At 67.8% G+C, this 25,131-nt stretch carries 19 protein-coding genes and 2 pseudogenes; 16 read left to right on the top strand and 5 right to left on the bottom strand.

Annotation, left to right across the window (positions count from 1 at the left end):
* From AC1RRV_RS21105 to AC1RRV_RS21070, 8 genes and pseudogenes are all read left to right on the top strand, one after another.
* A complete protein-coding gene (locus AC1RRV_RS21105; RefSeq protein ID WP_492861609.1) occupies positions 1-1,443 on the top strand; it encodes an NAD-dependent succinate-semialdehyde dehydrogenase in 1,443 nt (480 codons plus the stop codon).
* On the top strand, positions 1,440-2,807 hold the full coding sequence (locus AC1RRV_RS21100; protein ID WP_492861608.1) for an aspartate aminotransferase family protein: 1,368 nt from the start codon (positions 1,440-1,442) through the stop codon (positions 2,805-2,807). The genes AC1RRV_RS21105 and AC1RRV_RS21100 overlap by 4 nt, the downstream gene beginning before the upstream one ends.
* Positions 2,804-4,183 (top strand): glutamine synthetase family protein, encoded by a 1,380-nt coding sequence (locus AC1RRV_RS21095; RefSeq protein WP_492861607.1) that lies wholly within the window; start codon positions 2,804-2,806, stop codon positions 4,181-4,183. Before AC1RRV_RS21100 ends, AC1RRV_RS21095 begins: the two co-directional genes overlap by 4 nt.
* A 46-nt stretch (positions 4,184-4,229) precedes the next feature.
* Positions 4,230-5,321, top strand: a complete 1,092-nt coding sequence (locus tag AC1RRV_RS21090; RefSeq protein WP_492861606.1) for an ABC transporter substrate-binding protein — start codon at positions 4,230-4,232, stop codon at positions 5,319-5,321.
* A gap of 3 nt (positions 5,322-5,324) precedes the next feature.
* Positions 5,325-5,452: pseudogene (locus AC1RRV_RS21085) on the top strand (hypothetical protein); the annotation flags it as partial.
* Entirely contained in the window at positions 5,440-6,360 is a 921-nt protein-coding gene (locus tag AC1RRV_RS21080) for an ABC transporter permease (protein ID WP_492861683.1), read from the top strand. The pseudogene AC1RRV_RS21085 and the gene AC1RRV_RS21080, both read left to right, overlap by 13 nt.
* The gene (locus AC1RRV_RS21075) at positions 6,357-7,229 is read left to right on the top strand and encodes an ABC transporter permease (protein WP_492861605.1); all 873 of its coding nucleotides are present in this window, start codon (positions 6,357-6,359) and stop codon (positions 7,227-7,229) included. Before AC1RRV_RS21080 ends, AC1RRV_RS21075 begins: the two co-directional genes overlap by 4 nt.
* On the top strand, positions 7,226-8,344 hold the full coding sequence (locus AC1RRV_RS21070; protein ID WP_492861604.1) for an ABC transporter ATP-binding protein: 1,119 nt from the start codon (positions 7,226-7,228) through the stop codon (positions 8,342-8,344). The genes AC1RRV_RS21075 and AC1RRV_RS21070 overlap by 4 nt, the downstream gene beginning before the upstream one ends.
* A gap of 16 nt (positions 8,345-8,360) precedes the next feature.
* Here AC1RRV_RS21070 and AC1RRV_RS21065 read toward each other — a convergent pair.
* A pseudogene (locus AC1RRV_RS21065) lies at positions 8,361-8,472 on the bottom strand (hypothetical protein); the annotation flags it as partial.
* A gap of 90 nt (positions 8,473-8,562) precedes the next feature.
* Here AC1RRV_RS21065 and AC1RRV_RS21060 point away from each other — a divergent pair.
* The 3 genes from AC1RRV_RS21060 to AC1RRV_RS21050 are packed head-to-tail and all read left to right on the top strand — an operon-like array spanning position 8,563 to position 12,624.
* Entirely contained in the window at positions 8,563-9,966 is a 1,404-nt protein-coding gene (locus tag AC1RRV_RS21060) for an aspartate aminotransferase family protein (RefSeq protein WP_492861603.1), read from the top strand.
* Positions 9,963-11,360, top strand: coding sequence for a glutamine synthetase family protein (locus AC1RRV_RS21055; RefSeq protein WP_492861602.1), 1,398 nt, complete (start codon positions 9,963-9,965; stop codon positions 11,358-11,360). Before AC1RRV_RS21060 ends, AC1RRV_RS21055 begins: the two co-directional genes overlap by 4 nt.
* On the top strand, positions 11,353-12,624 hold the full coding sequence (locus AC1RRV_RS21050; protein ID WP_492861601.1) for an NAD(P)/FAD-dependent oxidoreductase: 1,272 nt from the start codon (positions 11,353-11,355) through the stop codon (positions 12,622-12,624). The genes AC1RRV_RS21055 and AC1RRV_RS21050 overlap by 8 nt, the downstream gene beginning before the upstream one ends.
* 134 nt (positions 12,625-12,758) lie before the next feature.
* Here AC1RRV_RS21050 and AC1RRV_RS21045 read toward each other — a convergent pair whose 3' ends face one another.
* The gene (locus tag AC1RRV_RS21045) at positions 12,759-13,364 is read right to left on the bottom strand and encodes a TetR/AcrR family transcriptional regulator (RefSeq protein WP_492861600.1); all 606 of its coding nucleotides are present in this window, start codon (positions 13,362-13,364) and stop codon (positions 12,759-12,761) included.
* 107 nt (positions 13,365-13,471) lie between these two features.
* On the opposite strand from AC1RRV_RS21045, the gene AC1RRV_RS21040 reads away from it, so the two are divergent.
* The 5 genes from AC1RRV_RS21040 to AC1RRV_RS21020 all read left to right on the top strand — a co-directional run bounded on the left by AC1RRV_RS21040 (position 13,472) and on the right by AC1RRV_RS21020 (position 21,507).
* Positions 13,472-14,119 (top strand): SRPBCC family protein, encoded by a 648-nt coding sequence (locus tag AC1RRV_RS21040; protein ID WP_492861599.1) that lies wholly within the window; start codon positions 13,472-13,474, stop codon positions 14,117-14,119.
* Positions 14,120-14,307: 188 nt separating this feature from the next.
* Positions 14,308-16,329 carry a tetratricopeptide repeat-containing sulfotransferase family protein gene (locus AC1RRV_RS21035; RefSeq protein WP_492861682.1) on the top strand — a complete coding sequence of 674 codons (2,022 nt, stop codon included), beginning with the start codon at positions 14,308-14,310 and terminating at the stop codon, positions 16,327-16,329.
* Between the two features lie 132 nt (positions 16,330-16,461).
* Entirely contained in the window at positions 16,462-18,831 is a 2,370-nt protein-coding gene (locus AC1RRV_RS21030) for a TonB-dependent receptor (RefSeq protein ID WP_492861598.1), read from the top strand.
* A 67-nt stretch (positions 18,832-18,898) separates the two neighbouring features.
* Positions 18,899-20,221, top strand: coding sequence for an amino acid permease (locus tag AC1RRV_RS21025; protein ID WP_492861597.1), 1,323 nt, complete (start codon positions 18,899-18,901; stop codon positions 20,219-20,221).
* Complete coding sequence (locus AC1RRV_RS21020; RefSeq protein WP_492861596.1) at positions 20,218-21,507, top strand: Xaa-Pro dipeptidase; 1,290 nt, start codon at positions 20,218-20,220, stop codon at positions 21,505-21,507. The genes AC1RRV_RS21025 and AC1RRV_RS21020 overlap by 4 nt, the downstream gene beginning before the upstream one ends.
* Before the next feature lie 199 nt (positions 21,508-21,706).
* On the opposite strand, the gene AC1RRV_RS21015 is transcribed toward AC1RRV_RS21020, so the two are convergent.
* Genes AC1RRV_RS21015 through AC1RRV_RS21005 form a run of 3 tightly spaced genes read right to left on the bottom strand, consistent with a single transcriptional unit; the run spans position 21,707 to position 25,061 of the window.
* Positions 21,707-22,297, bottom strand: coding sequence for a TetR/AcrR family transcriptional regulator (locus AC1RRV_RS21015; protein WP_492861595.1), 591 nt, complete (start codon positions 22,295-22,297; stop codon positions 21,707-21,709).
* A complete protein-coding gene (locus AC1RRV_RS21010; protein WP_492861594.1) occupies positions 22,294-23,433 on the bottom strand; it encodes an aromatic ring-hydroxylating oxygenase subunit alpha in 1,140 nt (379 codons plus the stop codon). Before AC1RRV_RS21010 ends, AC1RRV_RS21015 begins: the two co-directional genes overlap by 4 nt.
* Positions 23,430-25,061, bottom strand: coding sequence for a phytoene desaturase family protein (locus AC1RRV_RS21005; RefSeq protein WP_492861593.1), 1,632 nt, complete (start codon positions 25,059-25,061; stop codon positions 23,430-23,432). The genes AC1RRV_RS21010 and AC1RRV_RS21005 overlap by 4 nt, the downstream gene beginning before the upstream one ends.
* Between the last annotated feature and the right edge of the window lie 70 nt (positions 25,062-25,131).

Below are 25,131 nucleotides of genomic sequence, written 5' to 3'. Positions count from 1 at the left end.
ATGCCCTTGAACCTTGTCGAGACCGAAGCCTTCATCGACGGCCTGTGGATCGAGGGCGACAATACGTTCGAGGTGCTCAACCCCGCCGACGGGACGGTGATCGCGGCGGTGGCGGACCTCGGCCCCGGCGAGACGCGCGTGGCGATCGAGGCCGCGCACCGCGCCTTCCCGACCTGGGCCGCCAAGACCGCCAAGGAACGCGGCGCGATCCTGCGCAAGTGGAGCGACCTGATGCTCGCCCACGCCGACGACCTGGCGAAACTGATGACCGCCGAGCAGGGCAAGCCGCTCGCGGAAGCCAAGGGCGAGGTAGTCTACGGCGCGTCGTTCATCGACTGGTTCGCCGAGGAGGCCAAGCGCGCCTACGGCCACACCATTCCGACACCGGACCCCAGGAAGCGCCTGGCCTCGATCAAGCAGCCGGTGGGGGTCTGCGCCGCCATCGCGCCGTGGAATTTCCCGATCGCCATGATCACCCGCAAGGTCGGCCCGGCGCTGGCGGCCGGCTGCACGGTGGTGGTCAAGCCGGCCGCCGAGACGCCGCTGTGCGCCCTGGCCATCGCCCGGCTGGCGGTTGAGGCGGGCGTGCCGGCGGGCGTGCTGAACGTCGTCACCGGCAAGGACTCCAGCGGCATCGGCAAGGCCCTGTGCGAGGACAGCCGGGTGCGGAAGCTGTCGTTCACCGGCTCCACGCCCGTGGGCAAGATCCTCTACGCCCAGTGCGCCGGCACCATGAAGAAGCTGAGCCTGGAGCTGGGTGGCAACGCGCCCTTCATCGTGTTCGACGACGCCGACCTGGAAGCCGCCGTCGACGGCGCCATCGCGAGCAAGTACCGCAACACCGGCCAGACCTGCGTCTGCGCCAACCGCCTGCTCGTCCAGGCCGGGATCCACGACGCCTTCGTCGCGCGCCTGGCCGAGAAGGTCGCGGCGATGAAGGTCGGTCCGGGGACGGGCGAGGGTGTCGTCATCGGCCCGCTGATCAACGATAAGGCCATCGTCAAGGTCGAGGCCCTGGTCCGCGAGGCGGTCGCGAGCGGGGCCAAGGTGGTGGTCGGCGGCCAGCGCCACGACCTGGGCGGCCTGTTCTACCAGCCCACCGTCCTGACCGACGCCACGCCAGACATGCGCCTGTTCAACGAGGAGATCTTCGGCCCTGTCGCGCCGATCGTGAAGTTCCACACCGAGGAGCAGGCGATCGAGCTGGCCAACGCCACGCCCTTCGGCCTCGCCGCCTATTTCTACAGCCGCGATGTCGGCCGTTGCTGGCGGGTGGCCGAGGCGATCGAGGCCGGCATGGTCGGGATCAACGAGGGCATCATCTCCACCGAGGTCGCGCCGTTCGGCGGGGTCAAGGAATCGGGCCTGGGCCGCGAGGGCGCCTCCGAGGGCCTCGATGAGTATTTCGAGACCAAGTACCTCTGCTTCGGCGGGATCGCATGATCCCCGCCGTCGCCAGCGTTGGGCCCCGCGCCATCGACCTGCTGATGGAGGCCGAGGCCGCGCGCTTCGTCGCCGAGCATCCGCGTTCGGTGGCGATGGCCAAGGCGGCGGTCGGCGTCTGGCGCGGCGGCGCGCCGATGCACTGGATGAACGACTGGGCCAGCCCCTCGCCGATCTTCGCGGCGCAAGGCGTCGGAGCCCAGATCACCGACGTCGACGGCAAGCTCTATAACGACTTCTGCCTCGGCGACACCCCGGCCATGTTCGGCCACGGCGACGCTTCGGTGGCGGCGGCGGTCGCGGATCAGATCAAACGCGGCGCGGGGTTCATGCTGCCGACCGCCTCGGCGGTGATCGTCGGCAAGCTGCTGGCCGAGCGCTTCGGCCTGCCGCTGTGGCAGACGGCGACCACGGCCAGCGACGCCAACCGCGCGGCGATCCGCTGGGCGCGCGCGGTGACGCAGCGGCCTGTGATCCTGGTGTTCGACGGCTGCTACCACGGCATGGTCGACGACGCCCTTGTGGTGCTGAAGGACGGCGCCGCGACGATGAAGCCGGGGCTGCTGGGCCAGGTCCAGGACCTGACGGCGACGACCCGCGTGGTCCCGTTCAACGATCTTGAAGCGTTGGAAGCCGCGCTCGCCCCGGGCGACGTCGCCGCCGTGCTGACCGAGCCGGTGATGACCAACTGCGGGATGATCCTGCCCGAACCCGGCTTCCACGACGCGCTGCGCAAGCTGACCCGCGAGGCCGGGACCCTGCTGATCATCGACGAGACCCACACGATCTCGACCGGCCCCGGCGGCTACGCTCGTGAGTACGGCCTGGAGCCCGACGTCTTCGTTCTGGGCAAGGCGATCGCCGGCGGTATCCCGGCCGCCGTCTGGGGCGTAACCGCCGAGCTCTCGGCGCGGATGGACGAGGCTCAGGCGCGGATCGGGCCGGGTCAGTCTGGCATCGGCACCACGCTGTCGGGCAACGCCCTGGCCATGGCCGCCATGCGGGCCATGCTGTCCGAGGTCATGACCGACGCGGCCTATGCCAGGATGCTGGCCGGCGCAGAGCGCCTGGTCGCGGGCCTGAAGGCCGTGATCGCGGAGCGGGGACTGCCCTGGTCCGTGGTCCATGTGGGCGCGCGGGTCGAGCTGGTCTTCGCCGATCCGCCGCCGAAAGACGCCGCCGGGATGCGCAAGGCGCTGGACCACGACCTGGTGGAAGCGCTGCATCTGTGGCTGATCAACCGAGGGGTGCTGATCGCGCCCTTCCACAACATGATGCTGGTCTCGCCCGTCACTGACGACGCGGCGATCGACCGGCTGGTCGCGGCCGTGGACGGCTTCGCGACCACGATGGGGGACGCATGAGCGCTGTAGCCGACATCCAGGAGTGCCGCGACTTCCTCGCCGCCAACCCGCAGGTGAAGTTCGTCGAGGTGTTCTTCACCAGCATGACCGGCGTGCCGCGCGGCAAGCGGCTGCGGGTGCACGAACTGGAAGCCATCTACGAGTACGGCCGCTTCCTGCCGGGCTCGGTGCTGGTGGTCGACACCAACGGGGCCGACTGCGAGGACACGGGGCTGGTCTGGGAGGACGGCGACGCCGACCGCCGTGCGCGGCCCGCGCCCGGGACCCTGACCTTGGCCCCGTGGCTGGGCCCCGACGTCGCCCAGGTCATGCTGTCGATGTACGAGCTGGACGGGACGCCCAACGACCTGGATCCGCGCCACGTGCTGCAGCGGGTGCTGGATCGCTACGCCGCCGACGGCCTGACGCCGGTCGCGGCCTGCGAGCTGGAATACTATCTGGTCGACACCCAGCGCGGCCCACGCGGCGAGCTGATGCCCGCCCGGTCGATGCAGACCGGTCAGCACCCTAGCGGCATCCAGGTCTACGGCCTGCCCGAACTGGAGGCCCACGCCCCGTTCCTGCGCGAGCTGTGGGACACGGCCGACGTGCTGGGCGTGCCGCTGGAAGGCGCCATCTCCGAATTCGCGCCGGGCCAGGTCGAGCTGACCCTGAAGCACAAGCCCGACGCCCTGCGCGCGGCCGACGACGCGGTGCTCTACAAGCGCGCCGCCAAGGGCGTGGCCCTGCGTCACGGCTGCGAGGCGACCTTCATGGCCAAGCCGTGGAGCGACCGGGCCGGCAATGGCTTCCACGTCCATCTCAGCGTCAACGACGCGGCCGGGAACAACCTGTGCGCCGCCGAGGACCTCGAAGGCTCGCCGCTGCTGAAGCACGCCATCGGCGGCATGAAGGCGCTGTTGGGCGAGGGCATGGCGATCCTGGCGCCGAACGCCAACAGCTATCGCCGGTTCAAGGCCAACAGCTATGCGCCGGTGGCCCCGACCTGGGGGGTCAACAACCGCACGGTCAGCTTGCGCGTCCCGGCCGGTCCACCGCCCACGCGCCATGTCGAGCACCGCGTCGCCGGGGCCGACGCCAATCCGTACCTGGTGATGGCGGTGCTGCTGGCCAGCGCCCATCACGGCCTCGCCAACAAGCTCGATCCCGGCCCGGCCGTGGTCGGCGACGGCTATGCGGCGGCGGCCAAGGAGAACATCCGGCTGCCCAACAACTGGTTCGCGGCGGTCGACCTGTTCGAGAAGTCGGCCGTGCTGCGCGAGTATCTCGGCGACCGCTTCGTGGACATGTTCGTCTCGGTCAAGCGCACCGAACAGGCGCGCTTCTTCGAGGTCGTCACCGAACTGGATTTCGATTGGTATCTCCGCAACGCCTGACGGCGGAGTGGAACGTGAACTTCAACCGAACATGAGGGAGTTTCGGATGAGCAGTCACTATCGCGGAGGCGCTTCGAGGCGCTCGCTGCTGACCGCGTTCGGCGCGGCGGCCATCGGCCTGTCGTTCACCGCCTGCGGCGAAAAGCCGAAGACGGCGCCGGGGCAGGAAGAGCCTAAGCTGAACTTCTACAACTGGGACACCTACATCGGTGAGACCACCCTGGGCGACTACAAGAAGGCGTCCGGCGTCGACGTGAACATGAGCCTGTTCGCGACCAACGACGAGCTGTTCGCCAAGCTCAAGGCGGGCAATCCGGGCTTCGACGTCATCGTGCCGTCGAACGAGTTCGTGACCCGGATGAGCCAGGCCGGCCTGCTCGAGCCGCTGGACCACGCCAAGATCCCGAACCTGAAGAACGTCGACCCGTCGTTCCTCAATCCGGACTACGACCCGGGCCGCAAGTACTCGATGCCCTACACCTGGCTGCTGCTGGGCATCGGCTATCGCAAGAGCAAGGTCGACGGCGTTCCCGACAGCTGGAAGTGGCTGTTCGACAGCGACAAGTACAAGGACCGCATCGCCCTGCTGTCGGAAAGCGCCGACCTGGTGCGCCTGTGCGCCAAGTATCTGGGCCATTCGGTCAATGACATCCCGGCCGATATGATCCCGAAGATCGAGCAGATGCTGATCAAGCAGAAGCCGTTCGTGAAGGCCTTCCATGACGACAACGGTCAGGACCTGCTGCTCTCCAAGGAGGTCGATCTGGTCCTGGAGTACAACGGCGACATCGCCCAGGTGATGAAGGACGACCCGGACATCGGCTTCGTGGTGCCCAAGGAAGGCAGCCTGATCAACTCCGACACCCTGTGCATCCCCAAGGGCGCCCCGCGGCCGAACAACGCCCATGCGTTCATCAACTACCTGCTGGACGCCCAGGCCGGGGCCGAGATCACCAAGACGATCCTCTATCCGACCCCCAATGCGGCGGCGAAGGCGCTGATGCCCGAGGACTACCGCGGCAATCCGGTGATCTTCCCGCCCGCCGAGGTGATGGCCAAGTGCGAGTACGGCGCCTTCGAGGGAGCCGAAAAGGCCAGCCTCTACGAAGAAGTCATCACCCGGGTGCGGGCGGCGTAGCGAGAAAATCCTCCCCCTAGCGGGGGAGGCGGCCGAAGGCCGGAGGGGGAAGAGCGGGTGATCCGGCTTCCTCCCCCTCCGTCGCCTGCGGCGACACCTCCCCCGCCAGGGGGAGGATCTGGAGAGCTCCATGGAACAATCCTGGAAACAGGCCAAAGCCGTGTTCGCCGCGGCGCTGGGACCGCCGCTGGTGTGGCTGGTGCTGTTCTTCCTGGCGCCGATGGCGATCGTCTGGGCCTACAGCTTCGGCCACAACGCCGGCCTGACCGAGATCGAGATCAGCGGCACCTTCTCGAACTACGCTCGGGCGATCGAGCCGCTGTACCTGAAGATCTTCCTGAAGTCGGCCTGGGTGGCGGCCCTGACCACCGGTCTGTGCCTGGTGCTGGGCTTCCCGGTGGCCCTGGCCATCACCTTCGCGTCCGACAAGGCCAAGACCTGGCTCCTGCTGCTGATCATGCTGCCGTTCTGGACGAACCTGTTGATCCGCACCTACGCCCTGATCGCCGTGCTGCGCACCGAGGGCTACGTCAACCAGAGCCTGGAATGGCTGTGGAACGGCGCGGGCGGGCTGGCGGCCCTGGTCGGCCTGCAGCCGTTGGGCGACTTCCAGCCGCTGGGCCTGCTGCACAACAATTTCGCGGTGATCCTGGGCCTGGTCTACGTCCACCTGCCCTTCACGGTGCTGCCGCTCTATTCGGCCCTGGACCGCCTGGACAGGTCGCTGCTGGAGGCCAGCCTCGACCTCGGCGCCGGCCATATGCGGACCCTGTTCAAGGTGGTCGTGCCCCTGGCCCTGCCGGGTATCGCCTCGGGAGTCCTGATCACCTTCATCCCGGCCTTGGGCGCCTATCTGACGCCCGACCTGCTGGGCGGTCCCGACAGCCAGATGATCGCCAATGTCATCGAGCGCCAGTTCAAGCGCGCCAACGACTGGCCCTTCGGCGCGGCCATGTCCTTCCTGCTGATGTACCTGACATTCATCGCCATCGCGATCCAGGCGGTGCTGGCCAAGCGGACGCCGGAGGCCAAGGGATGAGCCATAAATCTCCCCCCGGTCCTCTCGAATATCTCCGCCGCTGGCCCATGCGGGCGTGGCTGGCGATGGTGGGGGTGTTCCTCTACGCGCCGCTGATCGCCCTGATGGTGTTCAGCTTCAACGACAGCAAGCGCAACATCGTCTGGAAGGGCTTCACGCTCAAATATTACGACAAGCTGTTCCATGACTCCGCCCTGCTGGAAGCGTTCGGCAACAGCCTGACGATCGCGGCGGTCTCGACGGTGATCAGCCTGATCCTGGGCGCCTCGGCGGCCCTGCTGCTGTGGCGTTTTCGCTTTCCCGGCAAGACCGCCTTGGACGGCGCCCTGGCCCTGCCGATCGTGGTGCCCGAGATCTGCATGGGCGTGGCCATGCTGGTGTTCTTCGCGCGGGTCATGCCCTGGCCGCAGGACCTGCCGTGGCCGTTGAACCTGGGGGCGATCATCATCGCCCACGTGTCGTTCTCGTTCCCATTCGTGGCGGTGGTGGTCCGCGCGCGCATGGCCAGCTTCAACCGCGAGATGGAGGAGGCCGCCCGCGACCTGGGCGCCGGCGAGTTCCGCACCATCAAGGACGTGATCCTGCCGCACATGGCCCCGTCGCTGGTGGCTGGCGCGCTGCTGGCCTTCACGCTGAGCCTGGACGACTTCGTCATCACCTTCTTCACCGCTGGGCCCGACACCGTGACCTTCCCGGTGAAGGTCTATTCGATGGTCCGCTTCTCGGTGACGCCGGAGGTCAACGCGGCCTCGACGGTGCTGATCGTGCTGACCGTGCTGCTGACCGCGGCGGCGCTGAAACTGCAGGGCGACCCAGCCGTGACGGCCAGTCATGGGGCGGGCGGCCACGGGGCGGGGGACCCGAAATGAGCAAACCGATCATCACCTTCGAGAACGTCACCAAGCGCTTCGGCAAGCTGGCGGCGGTGGACGACGTCTCCCTGACCGTCAATGAGGGTGAGTTCTTCGCCCTGCTGGGCCCGTCGGGCTGCGGCAAGACCACCCTGCTGCGGATGCTGGCCGGCTTCGAGACACCGACCGAGGGCCAGATCCTGATCGACGGCCAGGACATCTCCAACGTGCCGCCCAACAAGCGGCCGGTGAACATGGTGTTCCAGTCCTACGCCGTGTTCCCGCACATGACCGTGGCTGAGAACGTCGCTTATGGTCTGGTGGTCGACAAGGTGGCCAAGGCCGATCGCGACCGCCGCGTCGAGGAAGCGCTGGACCTGGTGCAGCTGGGCGGGCTGGGCGGCCGCAAGCCGGACCAGCTGTCGGGCGGCCAGCGCCAGCGGGTGGCCTTGGCCCGGGCGCTGGTGAAGCGTCCGCGCGTGCTGCTGCTGGATGAGCCGCTGTCGGCCCTGGACGCCAAGCTGCGCGAGCAGATGCGCACCGAGCTCTGCACCCTGCAGGAGAAGGTCGGCATCACCTTCATCATGGTCACCCATGACCAGGACGAAGCCCTGGCCCTGGCGACCCGCTGCGCCGTGATGAACCGGGGCGTGCTGCAGCAGGTGGCCACGCCCAGCGACCTCTACGAGTTTCCCAACAGCCGCTTCGTGGCCGACTTCATCGGCAGCGTGAACCTGTTCGAGGGCGTTCTGGCCGTCGACGAGCCCAGCCATGCGGTGATCAAGTCGCCGGACCTGCCGGTCGACATCTTCCTCGACCACGGCGTCACCGGCCCGCGCGGCGGCGCGGTCTGGGCGGCGATCCGGCCCGAGAAGATCGAGCTGCACAAGAAGGAAGGCGAGGAGCCGCCCAACCTCGGCGACTGTCCGAAGGGGACCAACGCCATCGCCGGGGTGATCAAGCACGAGGCCTATCTGGGCGGTCAGTCGACCTACGAGGTCGAGATCGCCGGGGGACGCCGGATCAAGGTCCAGCGCTCGAACCTGACCCGCTGGGACCAGGAGGATTTCAAGCTGGGCGAGACGGTGTGGCTGTGCTGGCACGCCTGCTCGCCGGCGGTGTTGTTGTCGTGACCGACGTCAGTTCAACCCACCTCAGCTCGTCATCCCGGACGGTCCGCAGGACCGATCCGGGACCCAGGGGCCAAGCGCAGTGCGGCCGCCCCTGGGTCCCGGCTCTCCGCTGCGCTGCGGCCGGGATGACGAAGAAATTTGGCTGATAAACCAAACACCGCTTGGTCCCCGCTTTCACGGGGATGAGCGGAATAAAAAGTGAAAGCAGGGAAAGCGTCATGACCGTCCCGATCCGCAACCACGACATCGCCGAGCTCAAGCGCCTGGACCTGGCGCACCATCTGCCGGCCCAGGCCGATCACAAGGTCATCGCCGAACTGGGCGGCAGCCGGATCATCACCCGCGCCGACGGCGTCTACATCCATGACGGCGAAGGCCACCAGATCCTCGACGGCATGGCCGGCCTGTGGTGCGTCAATGTCGGCTACGGCCGCACAGAGCTGGCCGAAGCCGCCTATGAGCAGATGCTGGAGCTGCCTTACTACAACACCTTCTTCAAGACCGCGACGCCGCCCACCGTGACCCTGGCGGCCAAGATCGCCGAGAAGATGGGTGGCCACCTGACCCACGTGTTCTTCAACTCGTCGGGATCGGAAGCGAACGACACGGTCTTCCGCCTGGTCCGCCACTACTGGAAGCTCAAGGACCAACCCCAGCGGACGATCTTCATCAGCCGCTGGAACGCCTATCACGGCTCGACCGTGGCCGGCGTCTCGTTGGGCGGCATGAAGCACATGCATGTGCAGGGCGACCTGCCGATCCCCGGGGTCGAGCACGTCATGCAGCCCTATCCGTTCGGCGACGGCTTCGGCGAGGACCCGGCCGCCTTCTGCAAGAGGGCGGTCCAGGCGATCGAGGACAAGATCCTGGAGGTCGGGCCCGCGAACGTCGCGGCCTTCATCGGCGAGCCGGTGCAGGGGGCGGGCGGGGTGATCATCCCGCCGGACGGCTACTGGCCGGCGGTCGAGGCCCTGTGCCGCGAGTACGGAATCCTGCTGGTCTGCGACGAGGTGATCTGCGGCTTCGGGCGGCTGGGCCAGTGGTTCGGCCACCAGCACTACGGGATCAAGCCGGACCTGATCGCCATGGCCAAGGGCCTGTCGTCCGGCTACCTGCCGATCTCGGCCGTCGGCGTGGCCGACCACATCGTCGCCGAGCTGCGCGAAAAGGGCGGGGATTTCATCCACGGCTTCACCTATTCGGGCCATCCGACGGCGGCGGCCGTGGCGCTGAAGAACATCGAGATCATCGAGCGCGAGGGCCTGGTCGAGCGCACGCGTGACGACACCGGGCCCTATCTGGCCAAGGCGCTGGCGACGCTGAACGATCACCCGCTGGTCGGCGAGACCCGCTCGCTGGGCCTGATCGGCGCGGTCGAGATCGTCCGGGAGAAGGGGACCAATCATCGCTTCCTCGACAAGGAGGGCGAGGCCGGTCCGATCGTGCGGGATCTCTGCATCCAGAACGGTCTGATGGTCCGAGCCATTCGCGACAGCATCGTCTGCTGCCCGCCGCTGATCATCACCCACGCCGAGATCGACAAGCTTGTCGCGATCATCCGCCAGTCTCTGACCGAGGCCGAGCCCGTGCTCCGCGCCCTCAAGCCGGAGGTGGTGTCATGAAGCCCAAGCACAACAAGGCCAAGCGCGAGACGACGCTGAATCGCGGGGTCTCGTCGCTGGAAGAGGCTCAGGCCTGGTTCGCGCGGCAAAGCATCGAGGAGATCGAGTGCGTGGTGCCCGATCTGGCCGGGGTGGCGCGCGGCAAGATCATGCCGGTGCGCAAGTTCCTTGGCACGCCGTCGATGAACCTGCCCCTGGCGGTGTTCTACCAGACCATCACCGGCGACTTCCCGGAGTTCGTGGGCGCGGTCAATTCGGTGCAGGCCGATACGGATATCTTCCTGACCCCTGACTTCGCCACCCTGGCCGCCGTGCCGTGGGCCCAGGATCCGACCGCCCAGGTGATCCACGACGCCTTCCACCCCGATGGCCGTCCCGTCGAGGAGGCGCCGCGCCAGGTGTTGCGGCGGGTGCTGGCGCTCTATGCCGAGAAGGGCTGGGCGCCGGTCGTGGCGCCGGAGATCGAGTTCTACCTCGTCGACAAGAACACCGACCCCGACTACCCGCTGAAGCCGCCGATCGGCCGGTCGGGTCGGCCCGAGACCGGGCGGCAGGGCTATTCGATCAGCGCGGTCAACGAGTTCGATGCGCTGTTCGAGGACATGTACGAGTACTCCGAGCGGCAGGGCCTGGAGATCGACACCCTGATCCACGAAAGCGGCGTGGCCCAGATGGAGATCAACCTCCGCCACGGCAATCCGCTGGAGCTGGCCGACCAGGTGTTCATGTTCAAGCGCACCATCCGCGAGGTGGCGCTGGAGCACGAGATCTACGCGACCTTCATGGCCAAGCCGATGGCGTCCGAGCCCGGCAGCGCCATGCATATCCACCAGTCGATCGTCGACAAGGACGGCTCCAACCTGTTCTCGAACAAGAAGGGCGGGGAAACCGCGCTGTTCCATGGCTTCATCGCGGGCCAGCAGACCTATCTGCCGGCGATCATGGCCATCCTGGCGCCGTACGTGAATTCCTATCGCCGCATCGCCAGGGACTCGGGCGCGCCGGTCAACACCCAGTGGGGCTATGACAACCGCACCTGCGGCCTGCGGGTGCCGCCTTCGGACCCGGCCAACCGGCGTCTGGAGAACCGCATCCCCTCGTCCGACGCCAATCCGTACCTGGCGATCGCCGCTTCCTTGGCGGCGGGCTATCTGGGCATGACCCAGGAACTGAAGCCGAGCGCGCCGGTCGATACGGACGCCAGCGTCGCCGGCATCCAGCTGCCGCGCAGCCTGTCGGAATCCCTGGTGCTGTTCGCCGCGTGCGAGCCTTTGGTCGAGATCCTGGGGCCGATCTTCTGCCAGGCTTACGACCGCGTGAAACAGGCCGAATACGAGACCTTCATGCGCACCATCAGCCCGTGGGAGCGGGAGTTCCTGCTGCTGAATGTTTGAGGTTTACGGGAAGGGGAATTGGTACGCTGCCACGGCCCATCACCTCCCCGACCCGCCCCCGCTCGACGGCGACGCCGCGACCGATGTCTGCATCGTCGGCGCGGGCTTCACCGGCCTCGGCGCGGCTCTGGCCCTCGCATCCCGCGCCAAGGTCGTCGTCCTGGAAGCCGGCCGCGTCGGATCCGCCGCCACCGGCCGCAACGGCGGGCAGGTCCATACGGGCCAGCGGCGCGACCAGGCCTGGCTGGAGAAGGCCGTCGGCCACGACGACGCCTTGGCCCTGTGGCGCTTGGCCGAGGACGCTCGCGCCCACTTCACGACCCTGACCGACACCATCCCCTGCGACTGGCGGCCAGGCATGATCCACGCCCGCCACAAGCGCGGCGGCGAGGCCGAGGACGCGGCCTATGTCGAGTTGATGGCGGGCCGCTACGGCTATGACCAGCTGGCGCTGATCGGCGAGGCCGAGCTCGCCGCCGAGCTGGGGACCGACGCCTATCACGGCGGCCTGGTCGATCGCGGCGGCGGCCATGTCCACCCGCTGAACCTGGCGCTGGGCATGGCGCGAGCGGCGCTGGCGGCGGGCGCGGTGATCCACGAGAACACCCGCGCCCGGACCTGGCGGCGCGAGGGCGGCAAGATCGTCGTCGAGACCGGGAGCGGCCAGGTCACCTGCGATCAGTTGATCCTCTCCGGCGACGGCTCGCTCAACGCCATGGCCGGCGCGGCGCGGTCGCGGGTGATGCCGATCAACAACTTCATCGCCGTCACCGAACCGCTGGGCGACCTCGCGGACGCGATCCTTCGCTCGAACGCGGCGGTGTCGGACAGCCGCTTCGTCGTGAACTATTTCCGCAAGACCGCCGACGGCCGGTTGCTGTTCGGCGGCGGCGAGAACTACCGGCCGGGCTTCCCGCGCGACATCGCCGGGCTGGTGCGCAAGAACCTCTCGAAGGTCTATCCCCAGCTGGCCGACGTGCCGATCACCCATGCCTGGGGCGGAACCCTGGGGATCACCATGAGCCGCATACCCTTCGTCGGCGAGATCGCGCCGGGCGTCCGCGTGGCGTCCGGCTATTCGGGGCAGGGGGTGATGCTGGCGCCCTATGTCGGCAGGCTGCTGGGCGAGGCCGCGCTGGGCGAAACGGGGGGCGTGGAGTTGCTTTCGCGCTTGCCGACCCCGCCGTTTCCGGGCGGGCGCTTGCTGCGCTGGCCGCTGACGGTGGCGGGGCTGAGTTGGTACGCTTTGAGAGATCGGCTTTAGTTCTTTTCCGAAGCCAAAACCCGTTCGTCATCCCGGCCGCGGCGAAGCGGAGAGCCGGGACCCAGGGGCCAAGGCAGTGCGGCTGCCCCTGGGTCCCGGGTCGGCTACGCCGCCCGGGATGACGAGGTTTTTTGCTAGGCCATTACGCGCTGGGTCAGCAGCGCCATGTGCTGTCTCAACTGCTCGATGCTGCGGTCGAAATAGCCGATCTCGCGATGGGTCCGGGCCTGCATGACCGCGCCTTCCATCGTCGTCAGGATGAACTCCGACAAGCCGCGCAGGTCCGCGCCCGGCGGCAGGCGATCGCCCGCGGCCTTCAGGCAGCCCTCGATGGCGGTGGTCCAATTCCTGAAGTTCTCGGCCAGCAGTTCGCGAACCGGCGGGTCGGGCTCGTGCAGCTCCAGGGCCAGGGAGCCGATCGGACACCCGTACAGGCAGTCGCTTTCCAGCAGGGCCCCACGATAGGCGGCCAGCAGGGCGAAGATTCGGTCGATGGGGTCCTCAACGCCCTGCCAGGCGGGGTCCAGCAGCATCTGCTGGATGCCGTCGCGGTACATCTCCAGCACTCCGACCAGCACGTCCTGCTTGCCCGGGAAGAAGTGGTAGAGGCTGCCGCTGTTGGCCTGCGAGCGCGAGAGGATGTCCGACACCGAGGTCGAGCCGTAGCCTTTGGCGGCGAACAGCTCCATCGCCGTCAGCAGGATGCGTCGCCGGGTGTCGAGGGCGGTCGAAGGGGCCATGATCCCTTGGGTAGCACGCTTGAATGATCAGTCAACTTTTTGCTTGAGCGATCGATCAAGTCATGCTTGGCTTGAATGGTCATTCAAGGGTTCCGGAGGGATAGACCATGTTCAGATCGACACTGATCGCCACCGCCGCGCTGCTTGCGCTGGCCGGGACCGCCCAGGCGCAGCAGGCGCGCAGCTGGAAGGATTTCCCGGGCGTGTCGAACACCTCCTATGTCGACGCCGCCGGCCAGAAGGCGCTGCAGCTGTCGATGGACGTTCCGGCCACGCCGCACCAGGTGTTCGACGCCTTCGCCACCTCGGATGGTTTCAAGAGCTGGGCCGTGGCCGTGGCCCATGTCGACCTGCGCACGGGCGGCCAGATCGAGGCCAGCTATGACCCCAAGGCCAAGGTCGGTGACCCGAACAACATCAAGAACCAGATCGTCACCTTCATCCCCGACCACCTGCTGGTGATCCGCAACATCCAGGCCCCCGAGGGTTTCGCGGGCAAGGGCGAGTTCCAGAAGACGGTGACCGTGATCGAGTTCTCGCCCATCGACGGCGGGACCAGGACCCGGGTGCGCCTGACCAATACCGGCTATGGCGACAATCCGGAGGCCCAGAAGGTGTTCGGCCACTTCGAGTGGGGGAATGCCTACACCCTGGCGGAGCTGAAGAAGCGGTTCGAGAAGGGGCCGATTGATCGCACCCAGGGCGAGGCGGCCAAGCGGAACGCGGAGGCCGACAAGGCGGTGACCGGGAAGTAGGCGTCGGCGCCCAAATCCTCCCCCTGGCGGGGGAGGTGGTCGCGAAGCGACCGGAGGGGGAAGTGCTTGCTGATCCTGCCTCTTCCCCCTCCGTCGCGCCTTCGGCTCGACACCTCCCCCGCCAGGGGGAGGATTTCGCACCGCACAGCCGATTGACACCTGTGCTGGTGACCCGCTCTCCTCGCCGCATGGACTCCACGACCGCCCAGCCCGCCGTCAGCCTCGCCGCGGCGCTCGAACATGCCGAGCGGCTTCTGGAGACGCAGCCAAGGCTGGCCGCCGAACAGGCGCGGGCGATCCTGGAAGTCGTGCCCCGCCACGCCGACACCACCCGCGTCCTGGCCGCCGGCCTGCGCCTGTCCGGTGATCCGCAAGCCGCGCTCGACACCGTCGCGCCGCTGGCCCAGGCCCTGCCGAACCTGCCGCTAGCCCAGCTGGAGCTGGCGCTCAGCCTTGAGCAGCTGGGCCGCACCGCCGAGGCCGTTCGCGCCTTCGACCACGCCAGCGCCCTGGAGCCGCGCCTGTCGGAAGCCTGGCGCGGCCTCTCCGAAAACCTCGACCTGCTGGGCGACAGCGCCGGCGCCGAGAAGGCCCTGGCCCGCCAGCTGCGCGCCTCGACCCGCGACCCGATCCTGATCGAGGCGGCGACCGCCCTCTCCGAGAATCGCCTGGGCGAGGCCGAGCGGCTGCTGCGCGAGCGGTTGAAGGCCGACGCCGGCGATGTCGCCGCCATCCGGATGCTGGCCGAGACCGGCGCGCGCCTGGGCCGCTACGCCGACGCCGAGAACCTGCTGACCCGCTGCGTCGAGCTGGCCCCCAACTTCGCCGCCGCCCGCCACAACCTGGCGACCATGCTGTATCGCCAGAACAAGAACCTCGAGGCCCTGGCCGAGATCGAGAAGCTGACGACCAAGGATGGTCGCCATCCCGGCTACGCCAATCTCTATGCCGCGATCCTGGCGCGGTTGGGCGAATACGACCGCGCCATCGCCGTCTATGACCGCGTGCTGGCCAATTATCCCAACCAGCCGAAGGGCTGGATGAGCTATGGCCATGCGCTGAAGACCGTGGGCCGCCAGGCTGACTGCGTCGCGGCTTATCGCAAGGCCCTGGACCAGGCCCCGACCCTGGGCGAGGTCTGGTGGAGCCTGGCCAACCTCAAGACCGTCAAGTTCTCGCCGGCCGACCTCGCGGCCATGACCGCCGCGCTGGACGCCGAAGGCCTCTCCGACGACGACCGCCTGCACCTGCGCTACGCCCTGGGCAAGGCGCACGAGGACGCCGAACTCTGGGACGCGTCGTTCGAGCACTACGCCGCCGGCGCGGCGATCCGCCGGGCGCAGCTGGAATACGACCCCGAGGAAAACGCCGCAGACACCGCCCGCACCAAGGCCGTGTTCACCCCGGCCTTCCTCGCTGAACGGGCGGGGCGGGGGTCGCAAGCGCCGGACCCGATCTTCATCGTCGGCCTGCCGCGCTCGGGTTCGACCCTGGTCGAGCAGATCCTGGCCAGCCACTCGATGGTCGAGGGCACGATGGAGCTGCCCGACCTGATCGTCATGGCCCGACGCTTGGGCGGCAAGACCGCCACCCGCGCCGAGTCCAGCTATCCGGAATCCCTGGCCGACCTGTCAGCCGACGATCTGAAGGCGCTGGGCGAGGAGTTCCTGGAGCGCACGCGCATCCAGCGGAAAACCGACAGGCCATTCTTCATCGACAAGATGCCCAACAACTTCGCGCATGCCGGGCTGATCCACCTGATCCTGCCCAATGCGAAGATCATCGATGCGCGCCGCCATCCGCTGGGCTGCTGCTTCTCGGGGTTCAAGCAGCACTTCGCCCGGGGGCAGGCGTTCAGCTACGACCTGAGCGACATCGGCCGCTACTACGCCGACTATGTGGAGCTGATGGCCCACTTCGATACCGTGCTGCCGGGCCGGGTCCATCGGGTGATCTACGAGGCGATGATCGCCGATCCGGAAGCCGAGATCCGCGCCCTGCTGGAGCACTGTGGCCTGCCGTTCGAAGCGGCCTGCCTGTCGCCGCACGAGAACGACCGCGCCGTGCGCACCGCCAGTTCTGAGCAAGTCCGACGTCCCATCTTCAAGGATGCGGTCGAGCACTGGCAAAAATTCGAATCGCACCTGGACCCGCTCAAGCAGGCATTGGGCCCTGTTCTGGATGCCTATCCGAACGCGCCCGTTATTTAGCCAACTGCTCCAAACCTCGCCATTTCTGCAACACTCACAGGAATTGGCGACAGACCGGAATTTCCAATCTTGCCGGACGCTTACGGGCGGGTCGAACATCCGTTCCACCAGAAGCCGTAAGGGGAGCGACGTATGTCGTTGGGATCGGTTCGATTGAAGAAGGCGGGGGTCTACTCCGCAGCCCTATTGGCGTCATCCATGCTCACGGGCGTTGCTCACGCCCAGGCCCAGGCGGCGCAGTCGCCGACCGCCCTGGAAGAAGTGGTGGTCACGGCCCAGAAGCGTAGTGAAAACCTGCAGGACGTGCCGGTCAGCATCCAGGCTCTCGGCGGAGAGAAGCTGGAACAGCTGCAGGTCGGCGCGTTCGTCGACTATGTGAAATACCTGCCCAGCGTCTCGTTCACGACCAGCGGTCCGGGCTTCGGCCAGGTCTACATGCGCGGCGTGGCCAGCGGCGGCGACGGCAACCACTCGGGCTCGCTGCCCAGCGTCGGCGTCTATCTGGACGAGCAGCCCGTCACCACCATCCAGGGCGCCCTGGACATCCACGTCTACGACATCGCCCGGGTCGAGGCCCTGGCCGGTCCGCAAGGCACGCTGTACGGCGCCAGCTCCCAGGCCGGCACGCTGCGGATCATCACCAACAAGCCCTCGACGGCCGGCTTCTCGGCCGGCGCGGACCTGGAGCTGAACCAGGTCGACCACGGGGGCACGGGCCACTCGCTGGAGGGCTTCGTCAACATCCCGCTGTCCGACAAGATGGCCGTGCGCGTGGTCGGCTGGGATGTCCGCGACGCCGGCTATATCGACAATGTGATGGGGACGCGCACCTACCGGCGCGGCGACACCGATCCGACCAACGACTACACGATCAACAACAAGGCCCGGGTCCGCGACGACTACAACTCGGTCTACACCCAGGGCGGCCGCGCGGCCCTGCGCATCGAGCTGGACGACAACTGGGTGATCACGCCCCAGCTGATGGGCCAGGTCCAGAAGGTCGGCGGGCTGTTCGCCTTCGATCCGCAGGTCGGCGACCTGCAGGTCACGCACTTCTATCCCGAGAGCTCGAAGGACAAGTGGGTCCAGGCGGCCATGACGATCGAGGGCCAGGTGGCCAATCTCGACGTCACCTATTCCGGTTCGTACCTGAAGCGGAACGACGTCACGAACCAGGACTACACCGACTACTCGTACTTCTACGATCAGGTCGGCTACGGCTTCTACTGGACCGACAACGCCGGCAATCTGGTCAATCCCTCGCAGTACATCCAAGGCAAGGACAAGTACCGCAAGGAAAGCCACGAAATCCGCATCGCTTCGCCGCAGGACAAGAAGCTGCGCATCGTGGCCGGCGGCTTCTACCAGAAGCAGAAGCACGGCATCTTCCAGAACTACAAGATCGACGGCCTGGGCAGCACCCTGTCGGTGCCGGGCTATACGGGCACGATCTGGCTGACCAAGCAGCAGCGGGTCGACCGCGACAAGGCCGTGTTCGGCCAGGCCGAGTACGACATCACCGACAAGCTGATGCTGACCGCCGGCATCCGGTTCTTCAAGGCGCACAACACCCTGGTCGGCTTCTACGGCTATGGCGCGGGTTACGGCTCGACCGGCGAAAAGGCCTGCTTCAAGCCGGCCGTGGTCGCGGGTTCGCCCTGTACGAACCTGGACAAGAGCGTCAAGGAAAGCGGCAATTCGCCGAAGGTGACGCTGACCTACAAGGTCGACGACGACCGGCTGATCTACGCCACCTATTCGAAGGGCTTCCGGCCGGGCGGCATCAACCGGCGCAGCACCCTGCCGCCGTACCATGCCGACTACCTGAAGAACTACGAGGCGGGCTGGAAGACCACCTGGCTCGACAACAGCTTCCGCTGGAACGGCGCGGTGTTCATGGAGGACTGGAGCAACTTCCAGTTCTCGATCCTTGGCGCCAACGGCCTGACCGAGATCAAGAACGCCAACCAGGCCCGCATCAAGGGCGTGGAAAGCGACGTGACCTGGGTTCCGGTCCACGGTCTGACGATCAACGCGGCGGCGGCCTATACCGACGCCAAGCTCAGCGCCAACTACTGCGGCTTCACCGACGCCCAGGGCAATCCGATCACCAACTGCGCGACGCCGCAGGCGCCTGATGGGACCCAGCTGCCGGTGACGCCGAAGTTCAAGGCCAATGTGACGGTGCGCTACGACTTCACCTGGGACGACTGGGACGCCTACGTCCAGGCGTCCACGGTGGGCCAGACCAGCAACTGGACCGACCTGCGGATCGTCGAGCGCAACATCATCGGCAAGCAGAAGGGCTACCAGACCACCGACATCTCGACCGGGTTCGACAAGGATGGCCTGTCGCTGTCGTTCTACATGAAGAACGTCTTCGACAAGCGGGCCAGCCTGAACCGCTACGCCGAGTGCGCCGAAAGCGTCTGCGGAACCCAGTACTACATCGTTCCGAACCAACCCCGGACCCTGGGGATCCGGCTCGGAAAGAAGTTCTAGCCTTCAGTTCAAGAGTAGAGGGGCGGTCCGATCGGGCCGCCCCTTTTTGTTTCGCGTCGGGGGAAAGATGAGCGGGTCCAAGAGCAGGCCGCTGGGCGTTTGGATGTGCACGGCCCTGGTCGTGGGCAACATGATCGGCTCGGGCGTCTTCATGCTGCCGGCCTCGCTGGCCCCCTACGGCTGGAACGCCGTGATCGCCTGGATGGTGACGATCGGCGGAGCGCTGTGCCTGGCCTTCGTCTTCGCCAAGCTGGCCGAGGCCTTTCCGCGCGCTGGCGGCCCGCTGGCCTATACGCAGGAAGCGTTCGGGCCGACCGCGGGCTTCATGGTCGCCTGGGCCTACTGGATCTCGATGTGGGTCGGCAACGCGGCCATCGCGACCGGCTGCGTCAGCTATCTGTCGGTGTTCGCCCCGGCCATCGCCAAGGTTCCCGGCCTCCACGCGGGCCTGACCATCGCGCTGGTCTGGGGGCTGACGGCGGTGAACTGCTGGGGCTCGCGCTCGGCCGGGCGGCTGCAGATCGTCGCCACCCTCCTGAAGCTCTTGCCGTTGATCGCCGTCGCCGGCCTGGCCGTCGTTGTTCTCGCGCGCAAGGGGGCGGCGGCCGTCACGCCGTTCGAGCCTTCGCAGCTGTCGGGCGGCGCCATCACCGCCGCCGCCACCCTGACCCTGTGGGCCCTGCTGGGCCTGGAGTCGGCCACCGTGCCCGCCGACAAGGTTCGCGACCCGACCCGCACCATCCCGCGCGCCACCCTGTACGGCACGGCGTTCACGGGGCTGATCTATCTGGTGGTCTGCTCGGCGGTGGTGTTGCTGTCGCCGGTCGGGATGCTGAAGAACTCCAACGCCCCGTTCGCCGATTTCGTCGGCTTTCACGGCGGCGGCGACCTGGGCCTGGTCTTGGCCGCCTTCGCCGCGATCAGCGCCTTCGGGGCCCTGAACGGCTGGGTGCTGCTGCAGGGCGAGATGCCCTACGCCATGGCCCGTGACGGCGTGTTTCCGGCCTGGCTGGGCAAGGCGTCGAAGCGTGGAACGCCGGTGCGGGCCCACATCCTGTCCAGCACCCTGCTGACCATCCTGGTGCTGATGAACTACGCCAAGTCGATGGCCGACCTTTTCACCTTCATCGCCCTGCTGGCGACCACGGCCAACCTGTTCGCCTATCTGTTCAGCGCCCTGGCGGTCCTGCGCCTGCAGCAGCTGAAGCGGATGACCGCGACGGCGCCGCTGACCGTGCTGGCGATCCTGGCGGCGCTCTATTCGATCTGGACCCTGTACGGCGCCGGGACCAAGGCCACGCTGTGGGGTCTGGTCCTGCTGCTGCTCGGTCTGCCCGTCCGTTTCCTGACCGCCCGCATGGCGCGCCCCGTTTCGGAGATCGCTTCGTGAAGCTCGCACCGCTCGTCCTGCTGGCCGCGCTCGCGCCCGCCGTCGCCAGCGCCCAGGTCGCCGCCAAGGTCGCCTATGTCCGCGCCGGCAAGCTGGTCGATCCCCAGGCCGGCAAGGTGCTGACCGACCAGATGATCCGCATCGAGGGCGGCAAGATCGTCGCGGTCACGCCCTGGCAGGGGACGCCCAAGGACGGGGCCGTGACCGACTGGTCCGGCCTGACCGTTCTGCCTGGCCTGATCGACATGCACACCCACCTGGTCGACGAGGAGCAGAGCGAGAACATCACCCAGCCCCTGCTGCGGAGCGCCGCCGAGCAGGCCTATATCGGCGCGGCCCATGCCCGCTCGACCCTGATGGCCGGCTTCACCAGCGTCCGCGACGTCGGAACCTGGCGGGCCCTGGGCGACGCGGCCCTGCGCGATGCGATCGACCTGGGCTATGTGCCCGGTCCGCGCATGTCGGTGGCCGGCGCCTACATCACCGCGCCCGGCGGGGGCGGGGAGATCACCGGCCTGGCCGCCGACGTGACCATCCCGGCCGACATGCGGCGCGGCGTGGTCGAGGACACCGCCGACGTGCATCGCAAGGTCCGCGACCTGCTGGTCCACGGCGCCGACTTCATCAAGCTGATCGCCACCGGGGCGGTGCTGACCGAGGGCACCGAGCCCGGTCAGATGGAGCTCTCCGAGGCCGAGATCCGGGCAGCCGTCGAGGAGGCCGCCAAGCGCGGGACCTACGCCACCGCCCACGCCCACGGGGCAGAGGGGATCAAGGTCGCCGTTCGCGCCGGCGTGCGCTCGATCGAGCACGGCTCGCTGATCGACGACGAGGGGATCGCCCTGATGAAGGCCAAGGGCGCCTTCCTGGTCGCCGACATCTACAACGGCGACTTCATCGACACCTACGGCCGCGAGCATCACTGGCCCGACGGCATGATCCGCAAGAACCGCGAGACCACCGACGCCCAGCGCGAGGGCTTCCGCAAGGCGGTGAAGGCGGGGGTCAAGATCGCCTACGGCACCGACGCCGGCGTCTATCCGCATGGCTGGAACGCGCGGCAGATGCCCTACATGGTCAAGTACGGCATGACGCCGATGCAGGCGATCCAGTCGGCGACGACCGTGGCGGCCGAACTGATGGCCAAGACCGGCCAGGTCGGCTGCGACGCGCCGGGCTGCCTCGCCGACCTGGTCGCGGTGGCGGGCGACCCGCTGGCCGACGTCGGGGTCCTGACCAAGGTCGCCAAGGTCATGAAGGGCGGGACGGTGGTGAAGGACGACTAAAGCTCCTTTCCAACCGTACTTCGCTTCTGAATTTCCCCGCCTCCCTAGGCCTTGTGCCTAGGGCCCATCGTTCCGCTCGCCCGGCGCCGGACAGAGCGCGCCATCGTCGGCGGCGCCCATAGGCTGTCGCCCAGCCCAGCCGAACCATGGGTCCTCGCCACAAGGGCGAGGAAGGCGGGCGTTTTGGACGGGAGACCTCTTACCCCAGCCAGCCCGCCAGGGTCCGCTCGACGATCGCCCGAGCCTCATCCGGTCGAAACGTCGTCGGGTCCAAGCACAGCTCCAGCCACAGCCCGTCGACGCTCGCGGTCAGGGCGATGGCGGCCAAGCGGGTGTCGCGCGCGCCGGCTTCGGCCAGCAGGCTCTCTAGCCGGGCGCGGAAATCGGCATAGGAGGCGGCGTGGATGGCGGCCATGCGCGGCTTGGTCTTCACCAGTGACCAGAAGCCAATCCAGGCGGCCAGCAGGCGTGGGTCCAGCACCGGCGGCGCGAAGCTGGCGGCGAGATAGGCCAGCAGCCTTTCGCGGGGCGCCGGGCCGGCGGCCTCGACGGCGGCTTCCAGAGCCGCGTCGATCCTCTGGGAAACGGCCTCGTAGGCCGCCGCGATCAGGTCGTCGACGCCTTCGAAATAGTGCCGCAGCAAGCCCGGCGAGACCCCGGCCTCGGCGCAGATCGTACGGACCGAGGTCCCGCCCACGCCTTCACGGGCCAGAACAGCCTCGGCGGCGGCGACGAGCGCTTGACGGCGGACGTCCGCGGTCTCGCGGGTGAAGGCGGCGCGGGTGCTCACCACCCCTCCGGCGGCCGCTCCAGCCGGCTTTCAGGGACCAGCGCCCGCATCTTGCGACCGAAGCTGCGGAGCGACACCTCGCTCGTCGCCAGCGGTCCCGCCGTGAAGGTGCGCGAAGCCATGCCTTGCTGCACGCGGGCCACCAGCTCGGTGTCCTCGGCATTGACCTGGCGGTTGATGCGCCAGTTGAGATAGCGCGCCGCCTTCATCTCGCGCCGCTCGTCCGGCAGGGCGTAGGCGATCTCGCGGATCATCGTCTTGGTCGCCGAGACCGGGATGAACTGCATGAAGTCCACCTGGTCGGGATAGATGTCGAAAGCGAAGTTCGGCCAGAGCTTGAAATAGGTCCACAACCGCTTGCGGTCGTCCGGCAGGTGCGGGACGTCGGGCAGCAGGTCCTGATAGAGCCGCTCGGACGGGTTGCGCGACGGCTCGTCGATCAGTTGGCCCCACATCTTGTCGACAAAGGTCTTGGCCTCGACGCCATAGCCCTTGCCGAACAGCCGGGTCAGGCCCGGGTGGGCGATCGGGATGTGCAGGCCGTCCGAATAGTTGTCGCTGATGTTCTTCCAGTTGACCTCGCGCGGCCGCAGGGTGACGCGACCGAACGGTTGCAGGTCCTCGAAGCGGTAGTGGGCGACCTCGTCCTCGTAAGGGGCCATCATGGTCGCCACCGACGGGCCCTCACCCTCGATCCGCACGAAGACGAAGCCGCGCCAGATCTCGGTCTCGACCTTGGCCAGGCCCTGTTCGTGCATCTGCAGGGCGGGATAGTCGTCGCGCATCGGCACGCCGATCAGCCGGCCTTCCAGGTCGTAGGTCCAGGCGTGGTAGGGGCAGACGATCCGGCCGCAGTGACCCACCGGCCCGTCCAGCAGCCGCGCGCCCCGGTGACGGCAGACATTGGCGAAGGCCCGCGCCCCGCCGTCCTTGCCGCGCATGACGACCAGGCTCTCGCCGACGAAGTCGAAGGTGTGGAAGTCCCCGGGTTTGGGGATGTCGTTCAGATGGCAGACGATCTGCCACGACGGCCGGAAGATCTTGTCCTGCTCTTCCTTGAAGAAGCGCTCGGAGCCGTAGATCCAGCCCGGCAGACCCCAATCGGCCTGGGGGTCTTCGTTGGAGATGGCGGTCACCGCCCCACCACCGACAGCTTCACCGCCGTGGCGAAGTCCTTGTCGCGCAGGATCTCGCGCGCCGCGTTGCGTCCCGGATTGCCCGACACCCCGCCGCCGGGGTGCGTGCCGGCGCCGCACATGTAGAGGCCCTTGATCGGCGCGCGGTGGCTGGCGTTGCCGAGGAACGGCCGGGCGGCCCATAGCTGATCCAGCGACATGTGGCCGTGCATGATGTCGCCGCCGATCAGGCCGAACTTCCGCTCCAGGTCCAGCGGCGACAGGATCGTGCGGCCCAGCACCGAGGCCTTGAAGTTGGGGGCCCACTTGTCGACCGTGGCGATGATCAGGTCGGCGGCGGCTTCGCGCGCGTCGTCCCATGAGGCGCCGTTGGGCAGGGTGGGCGCGAACTGCTGGCAGAACAGGCTGGCCACGTGCTGGCCGGGCGGAGCGAGCGAGGTGTCGATGGTCGAGGGGATCAGGATCTCGACGATCGGCGCGCTGCTGATGCCGCCGGCCTTGGCGTCGCGATAGGCGGCGTCCATGTAGTCCAGGCTGGGCGCGAGCACGATCCCCGACTGGTGGTGCTCGGCCACGTCCTTGCCGGGTAGGCAGGTGAAGTCCGGCAGCTCCGACAGGGCGACGTTCATCCGGAAGGTGCCCGAGCCGTTCTTGTAGCCGTCGACGGCCTTGCGGAAATCGGCGGTCAGGGCCGAGGGTGGCACCAGCTTCTTGTAGAGCAGGGCGGGATTGACGTTGGCGCTGACGATGGGGGCCATGACCTGGCGGCCGTCGGCGATCTGCACGCCCACGGCTTTTCCGCCGTCGATATGGACGCCCTCGATCGGCGCGTTCAGCAGGATCTCGACCCCGGCCGCCTCGCACGCCTTGGCCATGGCCTGGGTGATCGCGCCCATGCCGCCGACCGCGTGGCCCCAGGCGCCCTTCTTGCCGTTCACCTCACCGAACGTGTGGTGCAGCAGGACATAGGCCGAGCCGGGCGTGTCGGGGCTGGCGAAGTTGCCGACCACGGCGTCGAAGCCGAAGGCGGCCTTGACCGGGTCGCTCTCGAACCAGCCGTCCAGTACGTCGCGGGCGCTCTTGGTGAACAGGTCCAGCAAGTCGCGCTTGCGCTCGCGGGACAGCATGGCCAGGCGCCCGCCCTGGCGCAGGGCCCGCAGCAGGCCCGGCAGGCCGTCGCCCAGGTTCGGCGGGGTCTCTTGCGCCAGGTCGCGCAGCACGTCGCCGATGTCGTCCAGCATGGCGTAGTAGGCCGGCAGGACCTCGGCGTCGCGGCGGCTGAACTTTCGGAACGACTCCTGGGTCCGCTCCAGCCCGCCGCCCAGCTTGATGTACTTGTCGTCCGACAGCGGCAGGAAGTTCGAGATCGGGCGTTCCAGGAAGGTCAGGCCGTAGTCGCGCAGCCCCATGTCGGCGATGACCTTGGGATTGAGCAGGCTGACCGTATAGCTGGCCACCGAGTTGCGGAAACCGGGGTGGAATTCCTCGGTGACGGCCGCGCCGCCGACCACGCCGCGCGCCTCGCAGACCGTGACCTTCAGCCCGGCCTTGGCCAGGTAGAAGGCGCAGACGAGGCCGTTATGCCCCCCGCCGATGATGACCGCGTCGCGGGTCTGGGTCGTGGCCATGGTTCTCTCCCCCGGAGTGAGGGGAGGAGGTTGCTGTACGATCGTATAATAGGCAAGGGGGCGTTAGATG

The organism is Caulobacter sp. GW821-FHT11E10, assembly GCF_058808375.1.
This window is presented reverse-complemented; position numbering and strand designations above follow the sequence as displayed.

Coding starts and splice junctions, on each gene's coding strand:
- AC1RRV_RS21100 (WP_492861608.1), top strand. CDS start 1,440: ATGATCCCCGCCGTCGCCAGCGTTGGGCCCCGCGCCATCGACCTGCTG.
- AC1RRV_RS21070 (WP_492861604.1), top strand. CDS start 7,226: ATGAGCAAACCGATCATCACCTTCGAGAACGTCACCAAGCGCTTCGGC.
- AC1RRV_RS21075 (WP_492861605.1), top strand. CDS start 6,357: ATGAGCCATAAATCTCCCCCCGGTCCTCTCGAATATCTCCGCCGCTGG.
- AC1RRV_RS21090 (WP_492861606.1), top strand. CDS start 4,230: ATGAGCAGTCACTATCGCGGAGGCGCTTCGAGGCGCTCGCTGCTGACC.
- AC1RRV_RS21095 (WP_492861607.1), top strand. CDS start 2,804: ATGAGCGCTGTAGCCGACATCCAGGAGTGCCGCGACTTCCTCGCCGCC.
- AC1RRV_RS21030 (WP_492861598.1), top strand. CDS start 16,462: ATGTCGTTGGGATCGGTTCGATTGAAGAAGGCGGGGGTCTACTCCGCA.
- AC1RRV_RS21035 (WP_492861682.1), top strand. CDS start 14,308: ATGGACTCCACGACCGCCCAGCCCGCCGTCAGCCTCGCCGCGGCGCTC.
- AC1RRV_RS21040 (WP_492861599.1), top strand. CDS start 13,472: ATGTTCAGATCGACACTGATCGCCACCGCCGCGCTGCTTGCGCTGGCC.
- AC1RRV_RS21025 (WP_492861597.1), top strand. CDS start 18,899: ATGAGCGGGTCCAAGAGCAGGCCGCTGGGCGTTTGGATGTGCACGGCC.
- AC1RRV_RS21005 (WP_492861593.1), bottom strand. CDS start 25,061: ATGGCCACGACCCAGACCCGCGACGCGGTCATCATCGGCGGGGGGCAT.
- AC1RRV_RS21060 (WP_492861603.1), top strand. CDS start 8,563: ATGACCGTCCCGATCCGCAACCACGACATCGCCGAGCTCAAGCGCCTG.
- AC1RRV_RS21055 (WP_492861602.1), top strand. CDS start 9,963: ATGAAGCCCAAGCACAACAAGGCCAAGCGCGAGACGACGCTGAATCGC.
- AC1RRV_RS21045 (WP_492861600.1), bottom strand. CDS start 13,364: ATGGCCCCTTCGACCGCCCTCGACACCCGGCGACGCATCCTGCTGACG.
- AC1RRV_RS21050 (WP_492861601.1), top strand. CDS start 11,353: ATGTTTGAGGTTTACGGGAAGGGGAATTGGTACGCTGCCACGGCCCAT.
- AC1RRV_RS21105 (WP_492861609.1), top strand. CDS start 1: ATGCCCTTGAACCTTGTCGAGACCGAAGCCTTCATCGACGGCCTGTGG.